A 14,182-nucleotide genomic window follows, 5' to 3' on the forward strand; every position below is an offset into this window, starting at 1 on the left:
CTATCATGACATATTCATGACATATTTGTAAAAGAAAACACTATTTGTATCAACCTAAAAGCTGTTCGTGTCACATGCCATGAGGTACTCAAATGCTCGAATCATTTTGAGTCAATCGATAGTAATTAAGCGCTTTCATTTATAAGCAATTATAGACTCTTTAACCTTGGTTTTGCAATAGTGTTCTGCTTAAAATTAGTGATTTTTACGCGCCTTTTGCAGTGATGTATTTAATCCCACCATTTACTATATAAGCACGTGAATGTTTGTTGTCAATTATCCATTCTGAATAACGAATAGTTAGGAGATTTTTCAAAGATGTGCTATGATTAAAATGTTAAAAACTAATCGATAAGGGGTTATGAATGTTGAAAAGACAGTATCGTGTTGGGCAACATGTCAAAGTACGCGTGACTGGTATTCAACCCTACGGCGCTTTCGTCGAGACCCCTGACAGTACTGAAGGACTCATTCATATATCCGAAATCATGGATGATTATGTACACAATTTAAAGAAGCTTTTGTCACCAGGTCAAACTGTGAAAGCCAAAATCATCTCTATTGATCAAAACGGAAAATTAAATTTATCTTTAAAGGATAATGACTATTTTAAAAATTATGAGCGTAAAAAAGGTAAGTATTCAGTATTGGATGAAATTCAGGAAACTGAAAAATATGGGTTTCGAACATTAGAGGAACGTTTGCCATATTGGGTGAAACAGTCCAAAAAGAAGATGAGATATGAGTCTAAATAACGCTTGAGGTCAATGTGCGGTATGTGCATTGGCTTTTTTTTCGTTGTATATACTGGTTGTATATTTTTGACGGTTGATGAAATAATCATTGACCATTATTTTATTTTTTAATTATAAAAAAGCGCAAATATCTCTATCATTGTAAGTGCCTAAACCAGCGATTAAGGAGATATTGTGCTTATATGTAATGACACATCAGAAATGCTTGGGTTAGAGTTAAAAATTTAAAAAGCACTCAAAATTTAGTATTACATGTACAGAAACTGTGCTTTCCAATCTTCAGTTAGATGATACCTATATCTGAAAGTGTATCTCACAATAAAAAAGAAAGAGAGAGGTTGTTTTTCTCTTTCTTTTTTGACATCCAACACTCCGATTTTGTCATTGCACTATTTACTTCATGGTTAACCCCTTTCTCTTCTTTGTTCAAACAATCTTTTACTTCTTCTAGACAGATTGAACGATGAACAATCGTGTTTTACTCCCTTCTTCTACAATTTTGAAAGTAGTGTCTCCTCTCTTTAATAAAAAAGCGCACCTTTATATTTTTATATTTTTTCGTGCCTACGTGCGCCCGGGTTTGGAGCTGTTTTCAACGTCTGTTTTTAAAGTTTTGAAATAATAATGCTTTACTTTATTCAAACTAGGGCGTATAGTTAGGTTATCGTAATAAAAGAACTTGAATTTAAATGTAGTGTATTTGTTTAGAATATCCTCTTTTTTAATCAATGAATTTATTGCAAATATTTGTGCAAAAGCACGTGGAGGTATTCTATATGAATAACGGTACAGTAAAATGGTTTAACTCAGAAAAAGGTTTTGGATTTATTGAAAGAGAAAACGGCGACGATGTATTTGTACATTTCTCAGCAATCGTTGGAGATGGCTACAAATCTTTAGAAGAAGGTCAAAATGTTGACTTTGATATCGTTGAAGGCGAACGTGGTGCGCAAGCAGCAAACGTTGTTAAAATGTAATCTAGTTTAACTCGATATGAAGAGACGAGGTACGTGTACCTCGTCTCTTTTTTACGTTGTGCTTAGTGTCCAACCATCCATGGACGCGTGTTTTGTGATGAACGACGCTGTTGCATTGGCAGGTCTTCTTTTTTCATTGTACGCGGTTGCTGACCTTGCTCAATACGTCGTTTCACACGATCATCCATTTTGTACGTTTGAAATGCGACAAATTCACGTTTAGCTGTTCGCTCACACGATGGGCATGTGGCTGTTTCATGTTGCTCCGATATCCGTTGTCGAATCGTAAAAGTCCCACACACCTCACATGTATATGAATAATTTGGCATTAAAATTCACCCTTATCCGGCAATACACCCGGTTTGAAAATTTCTCGTGGTATGGCAATCGTACAACAAGCATTTGGAATGTCAACAATACCTGCAACAGTGCCTTGTACAGGTGCTGAGCCAAGCAACATGTATGCTTGTTCTCCAGTAAATCCACGTGTTTTTAAAAATTCAATCGCATTTAAACAAGCATTTCGATAAGCTGTATTTGCATCTAAGTATGTTTGTTTGCCTGAAAATTCATTAACTGAAATACCTTCAAATACAATATAATCTGAATAGTTTGGCATGACAGGTCCAGGATTAAATGCAGGGTTTTTCTTAATATGATATTTTTCCATGCCACCTTTAATCACGTTCACTCTTAAATCGATCCAACCCGGCATTTCAATACCACCGCAAAATGTAATTTCACCATCGCCTTGTGAAAAATGAAGATCGCCTACAGATAGTTTTGCACCTTCGACATACACAGGGAAATAAATTTTCGAACCTTTAGATAAATTTTTAATATCACAGTTTCCGCCATTCTCACGTGGCGGTACTGTGCGTGCCCCTTCTTTAGCAACGCGATCAAAGTCTTTTCCTTTTAAAGTGCCGAGAACGACCGCATCTTCATTTGGTAAATTCGCTAAAGGTGGGACACGATTCGGATCAGTATCCACGAGTGCACGTTCTCTTTTATTCCATTCTGCCAACATCTCATGTGACGGTGCAACACCAATTAAACCTGGATGAATTACACCCGCAAATTCGACGCCTGGGACATGTCGACTTGATGCAAAGATACCATTAAAGTCCCAAATTGATTTTTGCGCTTCTGGATAATGATCGACTAAAAAACTTCCGCCATTATTCTTGTCAAAAATACCGTTAAATCCCCACTCGTGCTCTGGAAACGCGCCGACATCTAAAATATCTACGACTAATAAATCGCCTGGTTCGACGCCATTTACGTAAACAGGTCCACTCAAAACATGAACACGATTGAGGTTTACATGTTTAATATCACTCGGATCATCGTTGTTAGAAATTTGTCCATCTGTCCAGTCTAGACATTCCATGCGAAATGATTCACCTGGTTCGACTGAAAATGCTGCTGGAATATCTGGGTGCCATCTGTTATGTCCTGGGTGCGCTTGTTGGTCCATCGTCTTGTGCAAATCAATGCTAAATAACTTTTTTGGCATGACAATTCCCCCTTGAATACAAATAAAATAACAGAATTTTTTGTCTCTTATGTATATTTTACCCATAAAATCTGAAAAGTACACTACTTTTATAATTTAATTTCAAAAATAATGTTCTACACCTATTCGATAAGTAAAAAAAAGTAGTTAAGGAGATTAACAGAGCTAGTGAACTACAATTAACACTTTATCTTTAAGTAAAGCCCAAAAGAAAAAGGGTTTCTGTAATCACAATTGTTAGCCTTATTAAAGCTTTGAATCAAATTACTCATTTTACCAGAAGTATTGAAGATACAGCGCAAAGTTGATTAACAAGTATCGTTGTGCCTAGATGGATTCCATAAGTAATTATACAAACGATTTCATACTTTTTAGTGTAAAAGAAATGACACATATACCTCAGCCCCTTTAAGTGAAGTGGACAGGAATGATGTCTCAGTCTCAGTCATGAATTTCATTCCATTTAAAACCTTTGTTATTTCAGATGTTCAGAATTAGGTTACTAAATAAGTCATGAATGAACTCAAAACATCATTAATCAGATATTCATGGGCTATTGATAGATTAATTCTTATGATAAAATTTACTAAAAAGGGGTTGTTTGTTTTATGAATTTAAGTTCGTTCATAATTAGTTTGATAACAGGCATTTTAATATTTTTAGTTGTTTTTTATATGGGAGATCATTCATTTTTTGTAGCTCTATTCTGTGGCGTAGTTGGTTTTATTTCTAATGTTTTAATTGGCTGGAACGCTAAACGAAAAAAGTAAGTTACGTATTTATCTATGCCGAGAAAATTTATTGGTGTTGAGAAGAATCCTTAACTAAACTTAAAGACAAAAATCCGTTTAGTTTGAGCCATCAAATCGACAATTTGCCAAGTTTTACGTTTGTTAAGATTTTCGAGGATCAACTTCAATAAAGGAATTGAATTAAAGCAATGATAAAGAACAAAATGCTGTATTTTCAGGAGTTCAAAAGATAAGTCCTCGTGCTGGTAAATCTTTAGAAAAACGTTGGAATAAATATGTTGAACCGACTTTAAAAAAGATTTTAAAACAAGAACAGGCTACATGGGGCAATGTAGCAGGTCAAGTGGCCCAAGCGTTAATGGGAACAGGTATTAAAGATTCTTCTGCTCGTAGCATTGCTTACTGGGTGTCTCAAGTAGGTCAAACTTTAATATAAGAGAGTGTGATTTGAATGAATAACGAAGAATTAGAATCTAAACTTTTATTAATTAAGCAATCAATAGATGTTTTACAAGAAGAGTTGGCGCCTCATTTAAAAACAAAAGATTTAGTTTTATTACGTTATGGTTATAACGTTGAAGAAATCAAGAAATTGAATGATTATTTATTTGAATTAACATTCAACGAAGATAAAGTGACTAAAAAAGAATTTAAAGAGGCTTTATGTGATATAAGAGAACTTCCTGAAATTCCAAATCGACAAGTTGATGATGTTTTGGAAGGATATAGGAATAGCAACCTTCACGTTGATGTAATCAATGGTATTTTGAATAGCGAAGAGTAAAAAGTCCCAAAAAGAGTTCTTTTTATCCAAGTGAAACGAGTTTATTCTTTTCTTGATACTAAGGATAACCATTACAATATTATGTGAACATCTATACATTCCATACGTATAATTGTGTAACAGCGCTTATGGAGAATTCTCATTGGACGACGTTAATATCTTACTTTAAAGGCAATCATAGCATAGTGACCAAAAAAAGAGGGCTATTTCAACATCAAATTGTTGTCGCCCTCTCCATCATTAAGAAATACTACATTCCATTTGCAAATTCACCGCTTCAGTCGCCTTACCTAAACAGACCGCATACGGCAATGTTTCATCAAAAGCAAATTGAAAAATCTGTTGAAACGCTTGTGCAACGGCTTCTGCCTCGCCTATTTGATGTACTGCATCCATCATTTCGTAAACTTCTGCGTCTCCCATTGTTGGGTCATCAAATTGCATAGGATTCCAATCCGCTAAATATTGATATAATCGAATATTCAAATCATTATTTGCCACGTGATGACCTCCATTCATTGATTATTCTTCAATGTCAATCGATTCAATGACAACATCGTACATCGGTTTGTCTTGTGCACCGACTTTAACACTTGCGATATCTTCTAAAGTGTCCTCACCTTCAATCAATTGACCGAATACTGTATGTTTTTGATCTAACCAAGGTGTACCGCCTTTTTCTTTGTATGCTTCAGCGATTTCTTTTGGCCAGCCGCCATCAACAAGTTGGTCTACCATTTGTGCCGGTACTTCTTTCATTTGAACGATGAAAAATTGTGAACCGTTTGTACCTGGACCTGCATTAGCCATTGATAACGCACCGTATAAGTTAAACGCGTTCATTGAAAACTCATCTTCAAATGGGCCACCGTAAATACTTTCGCCACCCATACCCGTACCAGTTGGGTCGCCACCTTGAATCATAAAATCATTGATGACACGGTGGAACGTAATCCCATCGTAGTAACCTTTTTTAGAAAGCTCAACAAAGTTTTGAACTGTTTTAGGTGCAATCTCAGGGAATAACTTTAATGTCATGTCCCCTTTATTCGTATGCATGATCACTTTAATTTCATTTTCTTGAATTTCTTTCGTTAATTGTGGATAGTTAGTCATTTTTTAATACTCCATTCGTGATAAACTGTTGTATATCACTATTTTAACATATTTGAGAGAGGATGGTATTGACATGCTTTATCGTTTTGCACATAAAACTGGTGTCTATGCTGTAGAGGTCGTAGAAGAAAAGGGTGATCAGGTGTTAGTCAAAGTGCTACAAGTGATTAAACACCCGAAACAAGGCGACCTTCATAACCCAAATGAAGTTGAAGGGGTCTTTTTCCATGAACGAAAAGCGTTAAGTCTCTATGAAAAAAGATATACATCTCCAAGTCGTTTAAAACCATTCGAAGGTGACATTGAAGATTATACAGTGACGTTACAACGTGCGATTACAACACTCGAACATCAATTACAAGAAATGGATATCCCTTTTGCGCATGCATCCTTAAATTGTTTGGCACAACTTAAAGAAGATTATACACGCCAATATAAAACAAATTTTTCATAATATCGACGTGTTTCTTCTTATTTAAAAGTGATTGAAATCTAGACGCATCTATGTATAGCCATGTTTTTCAGACGTTCCACAATCATGTATAATAGATATATCGTAGTTTTTAAAGGAGGGCAATTTATGAGTTGGTTACATATGGCGGTACTGTTGCCGTTAATATTCGCAATACTCATTCCGATATTGTATCGCTTCTACAAACGCATCCATCTCGGTTGGTTTGTTTTGCCGATACCGGTTGTATTGTTTGCTTATTTTTTATCTTATATTCAACCAACAATGTCCGGGCAATTTACAGAACAGTCTGCTGCTTGGATGCCACAAATTGGGATGAACTTTGACGTTTATGTCGATGGTCTAGGTTTACTTTTTAGTTTACTGATTACTGGCATTGGGAGTCTTGTTGTACTATATTCAATTAGTTATTTAAGCCAATCAGAACAACTCGGCCATTTTTATTGTTACTTGTTAATGTTTATGAGTGCGATGCTCGGCGTCGTCCTTTCTGATAATTTACTCGTCCTTTATTTTTTCTGGGAGTTAACATCATTTTCAAGTTTCTTATTGATTTCTTTTTGGCGACACAAAGACAAGTCACTGTATGGTGCAATGAAGTCAATGATGATTACCGTTTTTGGTGGTTTATCACTACTCGGTGGTTTCATCTTGCTGTATCTTGCTTCAGGCACATGGCGTATTCGTGACATTATCGAAAACGTTGACCAAATTCAAACGTCACCGATTTTTCTACTCGCCATGATTTTTGTGATTATTGGTGCAATGACAAAATCTGCACAATTTCCGTTTTACATTTGGTTACCTGATGCAATGGAAGCGCCGACACCGGTCAGTGCGTATCTGCATTCAGCAACAATGGTCAAAGCAGGTATTTATCTCATTGCGCGTTTAACACCGATTTTTGCAGTGTCGCAAGGATGGATTTGGGCTGTAACCGCATTTGGTCTCGTGACGCTTTTCTGGGGCTCACTTAATGCGACGAAGCAACAAGATCTTAAAGGCATTTTAGCATTTTCAACTGTGTCTCAACTTGGGATGATCATGTCGATGCTCGGTATTGGTGCTGTGAGTTACCATTTCCAAGGCGATGAAAGTCAGTTATATCTTGCCGCATACAGTGCAGCGATTTTCCATCTCATCAACCACGCAACATTTAAAGGGGCACTGTTTATGATTACAGGTGCCGTGGACCATGCGACGGGAACGCGTGATATTCGTAAACTCGGTGGCTTAATGACAATCATGCCGATTTCATTCACTTTATCTATCATTACGTCATTAAGTATGGCGGGGGTACCCCCATTTAACGGTTTCTTATCTAAGGAAGCCTTTATCGAATCTATGATAGAAGTGACACATGCCTCTGTTTTTAGTTTAAACACAGTCGGCTTGTTAATCCCTATCATCGCGATTGTCGGAAGTATTTTCACATTTGTGTATTCATTTAAATTTATTGTGGAAATTTTCTTAGGTGATCATAAGCCTGATGCACTTCCGAACAAAGCACATGAAGCTTCAATACTAATGAATATTTCACCAACGATTTTAGCCATTTTAGTCATTTCGATTGGATTATTCCCTAGTATTGTATCTGCACCACTCGTTGAACCTGCAGTCAAATCAATTGCGAACACAAATGAAGTGAGTGCGTCATTCCATTTATGGCACGGCTTCACACCAGCATTTATCGCAACTTTAGTCATTTACGCTGTCGGTGCCGTACTCATATTGACGGCCAAACGTTGGGTACCAATATTAAGAGGCATTCCAAACGCATTGACCTTAAATCATTGGTATAACCAAACAGGACGTTACACACCGTACTACGCGACACAAATTACGCGTACTTATATGACAGGTTTCAATCGCAACAATTTAGTCATTATCTTTTTCATGATGATTGTCCTTACTTTTGTGACACTGATTTTCGTACCTTTCACAGTTGACTTTATGAAGGTATCGCCTATCAGACTTTATGAATTTGTATCAGTGATTACGATTACGATTGCGGCGATTATGATTATTTTTGCACGTTCACGCTTGTTCAGCATTATCATGTTAAGTGCTGTCGGATACTCTATGGCGATTTTCTTTATTTTCTTTAATGCGCCTGACCTTGCCTTAACACAATTCGTTGTAGAAACGATTTCAACGGCATTGTTCTTACTTTGTTTCTATCACTTGCCTAATATGAGTCGTTACAACGAATCTGTACGCTATCGTGTCGTGAATGCGATCATTTCTATCGGGGTCGGCGCAGTGGTGATTGTGTTAGGTTTAATCGCTTACGGCAACCGTCACTTCGAATCTATTAGTGAATTCTACAAAGCACATGTGTATGACCTCGCTGAAGGTAAAAACATGGTGAACGTGATACTTGTTGACTTCCGTGGTACCGATACATTGTTCGAATCATCAGTACTCGGCATTGCAGGTATGGGCATATACACATTAATTAAATTACGTGCGAAACATAAAAACGGTTATGAAAGGGTTGAGAAGATTGAACAGACAGAAAAATGATTTAATTGCGCAGTATTCATCATTAATTATCTTTTTCTTAATTATGATGTTCGGCTTCTCACTTTTCTTAGCTGGACATTATACACCGGGGGGCGGCTTTATCGGTGGTTTACTCGTCTCAAGTGCGCTCGTCATTATTGCAGTGGCATTTGACGTTAAAACATTGCGTAAAGTTTTCCCGTGGGATTTTAAAAAGTTAATTGCTGTAGGCTTAACGTTTTGTGTCGGTGCACCTATGCTCAGTTGGACATATGGTAAGAACTTCTTCACACATACGTCTGTGGATATTCCGTTGCCATTGTTACAACCGATGCATGTGCATACAGCTGTGATTTTTGATACCGGCGTCCTTTTTGTCGTTATCGGCACAGTCCTTACAATTATTCTAACGATTGGAGAGAATGAGTAATGGAAATTGTTTTAATCGTCGTTTGTGGCTTGTTAACTTCCATCAGTGTGTACCTCATTCTTTCTAAAAGTTTGATCAGAATTATTATCGGTACAACATTATTATCACACGCTGCAAACTTATTTATTTTAACGATGGGTGGGCTTAAAAACGGGAACGTCCCTATATATGAAAAAGGCGTTTCTGATTATGTAGACCCCATCCCACAAGCATTAATTTTAACAGCGATTGTTATTTCATTTGCGGTGACTGCCTTTTTCTTAGTACTCGCTTTCAGAAGTTATAAAGAATTAGGAACAGACAACGTAGAAAGAATGAAAGGGGTGCCACAAGAAGATGATGAATGAAAACTTAATCGTTATGGTGTTAGTTGTCCCAATTATGACAGCGATTCTGTTAATTGTCAGTGGACTCCGACCTTTTATTAAACGTTACATCGCATTAACTGGGACGCTTGTCACGTTAGCGTTTTCGATATGGAATTTAGTGAACGTATGGCAAAGCGGTCATCCGATTGTTTTAAGATTGGGGGCATGGGAGGCGCCTTATAGTATCGTTTTCGTACTCGATTTATTTAGTGCCCTCCTCGTGACAACTAGTATTATTATTACGTTACTGATTATTTTATTTTCGTACCAGTCGATTGGGTTACATCGTGAAACGTATTATTACTATTTCACAGTCATGATGATGCTCACAGGGATTAACGGTGCATTTATTACAGGCGACATCTTTAACTTATTCGTCTTTTTCGAAGTATTTTTAATGTCATCTTATGGCTTAATGGTGATTGGTGGCACTAAAATCCAACTTCAAGAAAGCGTCAAATACTTGTTAGTGAATGTTGTCTCTTCTGCCTTTTTCGTCATGGCGGTCGGCATTTTATACTCTATTGTCGGTACATTAAACTTGGCGGACATTAGTCTAAAATTAAATACACTTTCAGAAGATCATCCAGGTTTACTCAGTGTCGCATTTATTTTATTTATCTTTGTATTTGCGACAAAAGCCGGGGTCTTCCCAATGTATGTCTGGTTACCAGGGGCTTACTATGCGCCACCATTTGCCATTATTGCGTTTTTCGGTGCCCTACTCACAAAAGTCGGCGTTTATGCGATTGCACGTGTCATGAGTTTATTCTTCCATGATACATTGACTTTCTCGCATTACACGATTTTAGCCCTCGCATTGTTGACCATTATTTTTGGTTCAGTCGGTGCAGTCGGTTTCCGTGATACGAAGCGTATTATTTTATACAACATTATGATTGCAGTCGGCGTCATTTTAGTTGGTGTGGGCTTAATGAACGAATCAGGTATGGTCGGTGCGATTTACTACACCCTTCACGATATGTTAATTAAAGCCGCGCTATTTTTCCTGATTGGGATTATGTTTAAAATTACGAAAACAACGGACTTACGTAAATTTGGTGGTCTGATTCATCACTATCCATTATTAGGTTGGACATTTTTCATTGCGGCATTAAGTTTAGCTGGGATTCCGCCATTAAGTGGTTTTTACGGCAAACTTTACATCGTGCAAGCTGCATTTGAAGAAGGATTCTATGCGACAGGTATTATCGTGCTGCTTTCAAGCCTCGTTGTACTTTATTCAGTCATCAACATCTTTTTACGTGGTTTCTTTGGTAAAAGTTATGGCTATGTGTACAACCCACGCTTACATCACCGCGGTTTATTAGCAGTGAGTGTTTTAGCAGTCGTTATTTCGGTGGTCTTCGGTCTGACAGCAGGACAACTGTATCCAATCGTTGCAGAAGCTGCGAAGTCATTCTATCAACCAGACACGTATATTCATAGCGTATTGGGGGTGCAGTAATATGGCAATACAAATCGTCATTAATTTATTTTTAGCGATATTTTGGCTGTTCGTCTCTGACAGTTATACGATGAACGCTTTCGTCTTAGGCTATCTTTTCGCTTTATTACTTGTATTTTTAATGCGCAAACTATTACCTGGACGCTTTTACGTGATTACGTTATACAAAGTCGTTAAACTCGTATTTGTCTTTTTACTCGAACTTATCAAAGCGAATATTGATGTATTGCGTATTATCCTTCAACCACGCATTAAAAATGAATCTGCGTTTTTCGTCTATGAAACAGACTTAGAGCATCCTTGGCAAGTCGCATTATTATCGAATTTAATCACATTAACACCTGGTACTGTTGTGATCGGGGTCAATGATGATATGAAACGTTTATATATTCACTGTTTGAACTTCTCGACAAAAGAAGAAGAAGTTGCTGGTATTAAAGGCTCTCTTGAAAAAGCAGTGAGAGAGGTGGGTGAATCGTAATGAACTATGATATTTTCATCATTATTGCTTTAGTCATCGTCGTTTTATCGATTTTAGCAATGCTTGTCCGTGTGATTCTTGGTCCTACATTACCCGATCGTGTCGTGGCGTTAGATGCGATTGGCATTCAATTAATGGCGGTCATCGGATTGTTCTCAATTATTTTAGACACACATTATATGATTGTAGCGATTCTTTTAATTGGGATTCTAGCCTTTTTAGGTACAGCCGTGTTCGCCAAATTTATGGATAAAGGTCAGGTGATTGAACATGACAGAAACGATCACGATTAGTATCGGTTTGATTCTTGTTATCGTCGGTGCGTTATTTAGTGCCCTCGCAGCCATTGGAATGATACGTCTCGATGATGTGTACTCTCGTGCGCACGCTGCGGGTAAAGCTTCAACACTTGGCGCAATGTTGTTATTAACCGGGACATTTATTTATTTCATCGGTAAAGAAGGCTACGTCAACTTTCAATTGATTATCGGGATTGTCTTTGTATTTATTACAGGCCCTTTAGCGAGCCATCTCGTATTGAAAGCAGCGTATAACCTTAAAACACCCGCTTCTAAACGATTGAAGTTGGATGAAATTAAAGAAGACATGAAAGATACCAAATTATAGAGATAGAACATTATGTTTACTCAATATATAAAAACGGCTAGGAGTGTTGGTGTCCTAGCCGTTTTTCATTGTAACTTCGGCGTTATCTTTACATACAAAAAGAGCAAGCACATCTCTGCCTGCCCTTCTCTCAAATTATTTCTTCAATGGTTTAATCGCAATGGTACCGCGCATGACTGAAATCAACTGCCCTGCTTCATTTTTAATATGAATGTCCCACACATGTGTCGTACGACCTTGATGCAAAATACGTGCCTCTGCATAGACCACACCTTCACGGACTGAGCTGATATGGTTCGCATTCATTTCTAGCCCTAAAGGAATATGCATCGAAGTATCTATTAAATGGGCCGAGCCTAACGAACAAGCAGTTTCACCTAATGCGAGTGATGCACCGCCATGTAAATAACCAAATGGCTGTTTAACTTTATCCGTCACAGGCATCGACATTTTCAAATAGCCGTCTTCCTGCGCTTCGACTTTCATTTCTAATAACTCGATTAAGTTTGTCATGAGGGTCACTCCTTTTTTCTATTATTATAATACGAGTGCCGCAATGGTTCCCATAATAATGAGTGGAATATTATAAAAGACAAAGTTCGGAATACACGTATCGCGAATATGATCGTGCTGACCGTCTACATTGAGCCCTGCTGTTGGCCCTAGTGTCGAATCGCTTGCTGGAGAACCTGAATCTCCAAGTGCACTCGCTGTACCGATTAATGCGATTAATGCCATCGTACTCATTCCCATTGCTTCACCAAACGGTATAAAGAGCGCGGCTAAAATGGGAATCGTCGCAAATGAAGAACCAATTCCTAAAGTCACGACTAAACCGATGAGATACATGAGTACAATACTTACCAATAAATTATCTCCTGAAACCGCAGTTAACCCTGTCACTAACTTTTCAATATCACCTGTCGCATTCATCACACCTGCAAAACCATTCGCTGTTAAAATCACGACGCCGATGTAGGCCATAATTTTAATGCCATCCACAAATTGGTCGTCGAGTTTGCGCCAAGAATAAATACCAGAAATGAAAAAGACAAGTACCCCTGCCAATGCTCCGAAAATCATTGAATCTGAGAACATTTGAACGAGAAATGTAGCTAAAATCGCGACAACCGTAACGATAATGACAGCTGGTTTTAAATCCACAGCCACTTCTTCCTCTTGCGCTGCTGTTTCCCGATACGTTCTCGGTTTACGATAATAAAACATGGCGATAATCAGTCCGATAATATAACCCGATGCTGGAATGAGCATGGCTTTCCAAATCATATTAAATGCAATCGGATGATGCGCCTTTTCAAATCCTTTTTGAATAATCTCATGGAAAATGTGACCGAAGCCAAATGGTAATAAGACATACGGGAAACATAGACCAAAACCAATAATCATCGCAATTAAGCGGCGATCGATTTTCAATTCATTAAATAAGCTTAATAAAGGGGGAATCACAATTGGAATAAAAGCGATATGGACTGGAATCACGTTTTGACTCATGATGCTCAGTAATAGTAAACTCACGATAATGAGTACTTTCACTTTAATTCTTGAAACTTTTGTCTCTTCTGCACGAATAGATAAAATCACTTTACGTACGAGATAATCTGTAATCCCACTGTATGAAATGAGTGCAGCAAAGCCACCGAGTAAAGCGTAACTGAGCGCAACTTCTGCCCCATCCACAATATTTTCAGTAAAAGTTGTAATCGTTTTATCAAATGGCAGACCTGCAATCCATCCGCCGATGAGTGCACTAATAAATAAACTAATGACGACGTTAAGCCGACATAAACAGAGCACTATCATGATGACGACCGCTATTAACACAGCATTCATTTTTTCTATCTCCTTTAATTCATTATCGAGCTAAAGCATATGGGTATAATGGTAACAGTTGTCACGTCATTCGTCAA

At 37.6% G+C, this 14,182-nt stretch carries 17 protein-coding genes; 11 read left to right on the top strand and 6 right to left on the bottom strand.

Annotated elements, in window-relative coordinates; translation table 11 throughout:
* Positions 1 to 365 precede the first annotated feature (365 nt).
* Positions 366 to 755, top strand: coding sequence for a S1 domain-containing post-transcriptional regulator Ygs (gene ygs / locus EL101_RS10195; RefSeq protein ID WP_019166970.1), 390 nt, complete (start codon positions 366 to 368; stop codon positions 753 to 755).
* Between the two features lie 776 nt (positions 756 to 1,531).
* Positions 1,532 to 1,732, top strand: coding sequence for a cold-shock protein (locus tag EL101_RS10200; RefSeq protein WP_096542158.1), 201 nt, complete (start codon positions 1,532 to 1,534; stop codon positions 1,730 to 1,732).
* Between the two features lie 62 nt (positions 1,733 to 1,794).
* Here the strand turns inward: EL101_RS10200 and EL101_RS10205 are convergent, their stop codons facing one another.
* Both EL101_RS10205 and fmdA read right to left on the bottom strand, forming a co-directional pair.
* Entirely contained in the window at positions 1,795 to 2,061 is a 267-nt protein-coding gene (locus tag EL101_RS10205) for an FmdB family zinc ribbon protein (RefSeq protein ID WP_096596517.1), read from the bottom strand.
* A complete protein-coding gene (gene fmdA, locus EL101_RS10210) occupies positions 2,061 to 3,251 on the bottom strand; it encodes a formamidase (protein ID WP_096542162.1) in 1,191 nt (396 codons plus the stop codon). Before fmdA ends, EL101_RS10205 begins: the two co-directional genes overlap by 1 nt.
* 1,203 nt (positions 3,252 to 4,454) lie before the next feature.
* Here fmdA and EL101_RS10220 point away from each other — a divergent pair.
* Entirely contained in the window at positions 4,455 to 4,787 is a 333-nt protein-coding gene (locus tag EL101_RS10220) for a hypothetical protein (RefSeq protein ID WP_096596515.1), read from the top strand.
* A 240-nt stretch (positions 4,788 to 5,027) separates the two neighbouring features.
* On the opposite strand, the gene EL101_RS10225 is transcribed toward EL101_RS10220, so the two are convergent.
* Both EL101_RS10225 and EL101_RS10230 read right to left on the bottom strand, forming a co-directional pair.
* The gene (locus tag EL101_RS10225; RefSeq protein ID WP_096596514.1) at positions 5,028 to 5,288 is read right to left on the bottom strand and encodes a DUF1871 family protein; all 261 of its coding nucleotides are present in this window, start codon (positions 5,286 to 5,288) and stop codon (positions 5,028 to 5,030) included.
* A gap of 21 nt (positions 5,289 to 5,309) precedes the next feature.
* Positions 5,310 to 5,903 (bottom strand): peptidylprolyl isomerase, encoded by a 594-nt coding sequence (locus EL101_RS10230; RefSeq protein ID WP_014614412.1) that lies wholly within the window; start codon positions 5,901 to 5,903, stop codon positions 5,310 to 5,312.
* A gap of 73 nt (positions 5,904 to 5,976) precedes the next feature.
* Between EL101_RS10230 and kapB the strand changes: the two genes are divergently transcribed.
* The 8 genes from kapB (at position 5,977) to EL101_RS10270 (ending at position 12,254) form a co-directional block, all read left to right on the top strand.
* Positions 5,977 to 6,357: a sporulation phosphorelay system protein KapB gene (kapB, locus tag EL101_RS10235; RefSeq protein ID WP_096596513.1), complete on the top strand. Its 381-nt coding sequence runs from the start codon at positions 5,977 to 5,979 to the stop codon at positions 6,355 to 6,357.
* A gap of 126 nt (positions 6,358 to 6,483) precedes the next feature.
* The gene (locus tag EL101_RS10240) at positions 6,484 to 8,901 is read left to right on the top strand and encodes a Na+/H+ antiporter subunit A (protein ID WP_096596512.1); all 2,418 of its coding nucleotides are present in this window, start codon (positions 6,484 to 6,486) and stop codon (positions 8,899 to 8,901) included.
* Positions 8,864 to 9,310, top strand: a complete 447-nt coding sequence (locus tag EL101_RS10245) for a Na(+)/H(+) antiporter subunit B (protein WP_019166976.1) — start codon at positions 8,864 to 8,866, stop codon at positions 9,308 to 9,310. The genes EL101_RS10240 and EL101_RS10245 overlap by 38 nt, the downstream gene beginning before the upstream one ends.
* Positions 9,310 to 9,657 carry a Na+/H+ antiporter Mnh1 subunit C gene (gene mnhC1 / locus EL101_RS10250; protein ID WP_014614416.1) on the top strand — a complete coding sequence of 116 codons (348 nt, stop codon included), beginning with the start codon at positions 9,310 to 9,312 and terminating at the stop codon, positions 9,655 to 9,657. Before EL101_RS10245 ends, mnhC1 begins: the two co-directional genes overlap by 1 nt.
* Positions 9,647 to 11,146 (top strand): Na+/H+ antiporter subunit D, encoded by a 1,500-nt coding sequence (locus EL101_RS10255; RefSeq protein WP_096596511.1) that lies wholly within the window; start codon positions 9,647 to 9,649, stop codon positions 11,144 to 11,146. Before mnhC1 ends, EL101_RS10255 begins: the two co-directional genes overlap by 11 nt.
* A gap of 1 nt (position 11,147) precedes the next feature.
* Positions 11,148 to 11,627: a Na+/H+ antiporter subunit E gene (locus EL101_RS10260; protein WP_019166978.1), complete on the top strand. Its 480-nt coding sequence runs from the start codon at positions 11,148 to 11,150 to the stop codon at positions 11,625 to 11,627.
* A complete protein-coding gene (locus EL101_RS10265) occupies positions 11,627 to 11,920 on the top strand; it encodes a Na(+)/H(+) antiporter subunit F1 (protein WP_096596510.1) in 294 nt (97 codons plus the stop codon). Before EL101_RS10260 ends, EL101_RS10265 begins: the two co-directional genes overlap by 1 nt.
* Entirely contained in the window at positions 11,898 to 12,254 is a 357-nt protein-coding gene (locus tag EL101_RS10270; protein WP_019166980.1) for a Na+/H+ antiporter subunit G1, read from the top strand. Before EL101_RS10265 ends, EL101_RS10270 begins: the two co-directional genes overlap by 23 nt.
* 135 nt (positions 12,255 to 12,389) lie before the next feature.
* Here the strand turns inward: EL101_RS10270 and EL101_RS10275 are convergent, their stop codons facing one another.
* Both EL101_RS10275 and EL101_RS10280 read right to left on the bottom strand, forming a co-directional pair.
* Entirely contained in the window at positions 12,390 to 12,767 is a 378-nt protein-coding gene (locus EL101_RS10275) for a PaaI family thioesterase (protein ID WP_096596509.1), read from the bottom strand.
* 24 nt (positions 12,768 to 12,791) lie between these two features.
* Positions 12,792 to 14,105 (bottom strand): Na+/H+ antiporter family protein, encoded by a 1,314-nt coding sequence (locus EL101_RS10280; RefSeq protein ID WP_096542170.1) that lies wholly within the window; start codon positions 14,103 to 14,105, stop codon positions 12,792 to 12,794.
* Positions 14,106 to 14,182: the final 77 nt, after the last annotated feature.

This window comes from Staphylococcus delphini (genome assembly GCF_900636325.1).
Lineage (GTDB): Bacteria > Bacillota > Bacilli > Staphylococcales > Staphylococcaceae > Staphylococcus > Staphylococcus delphini.

Bases quoted from the DNA above. Each gene is read 5' to 3' on its own strand.
- ygs (WP_019166970.1), top strand. From the start codon at position 366: ATGTTGAAAAGACAGTATCGTGTTGGGCAACATGTCAAAGTACGCGTG.
- EL101_RS10200 (WP_096542158.1), top strand. From the start codon at position 1,532: ATGAATAACGGTACAGTAAAATGGTTTAACTCAGAAAAAGGTTTTGGA.
- EL101_RS10205 (WP_096596517.1), bottom strand. From the start codon at position 2,061: ATGCCAAATTATTCATATACATGTGAGGTGTGTGGGACTTTTACGATT.
- fmdA (WP_096542162.1), bottom strand. From the start codon at position 3,251: ATGCCAAAAAAGTTATTTAGCATTGATTTGCACAAGACGATGGACCAA.
- EL101_RS10220 (WP_096596515.1), top strand. From the start codon at position 4,455: ATGAATAACGAAGAATTAGAATCTAAACTTTTATTAATTAAGCAATCA.
- EL101_RS10230 (WP_014614412.1), bottom strand. From the start codon at position 5,903: ATGACTAACTATCCACAATTAACGAAAGAAATTCAAGAAAATGAAATT.
- kapB (WP_096596513.1), top strand. From the start codon at position 5,977: ATGCTTTATCGTTTTGCACATAAAACTGGTGTCTATGCTGTAGAGGTC.
- EL101_RS10240 (WP_096596512.1), top strand. From the start codon at position 6,484: ATGAGTTGGTTACATATGGCGGTACTGTTGCCGTTAATATTCGCAATA.
- EL101_RS10245 (WP_019166976.1), top strand. From the start codon at position 8,864: ATGAAAGGGTTGAGAAGATTGAACAGACAGAAAAATGATTTAATTGCG.
- mnhC1 (WP_014614416.1), top strand. From the start codon at position 9,310: ATGGAAATTGTTTTAATCGTCGTTTGTGGCTTGTTAACTTCCATCAGT.
- EL101_RS10255 (WP_096596511.1), top strand. From the start codon at position 9,647: ATGATGAATGAAAACTTAATCGTTATGGTGTTAGTTGTCCCAATTATG.
- EL101_RS10260 (WP_019166978.1), top strand. From the start codon at position 11,148: ATGGCAATACAAATCGTCATTAATTTATTTTTAGCGATATTTTGGCTG.
- EL101_RS10265 (WP_096596510.1), top strand. From the start codon at position 11,627: ATGAACTATGATATTTTCATCATTATTGCTTTAGTCATCGTCGTTTTA.
- EL101_RS10270 (WP_019166980.1), top strand. From the start codon at position 11,898: ATGACAGAAACGATCACGATTAGTATCGGTTTGATTCTTGTTATCGTC.
- EL101_RS10275 (WP_096596509.1), bottom strand. From the start codon at position 12,767: ATGACAAACTTAATCGAGTTATTAGAAATGAAAGTCGAAGCGCAGGAA.
- EL101_RS10280 (WP_096542170.1), bottom strand. From the start codon at position 14,105: ATGAATGCTGTGTTAATAGCGGTCGTCATCATGATAGTGCTCTGTTTA.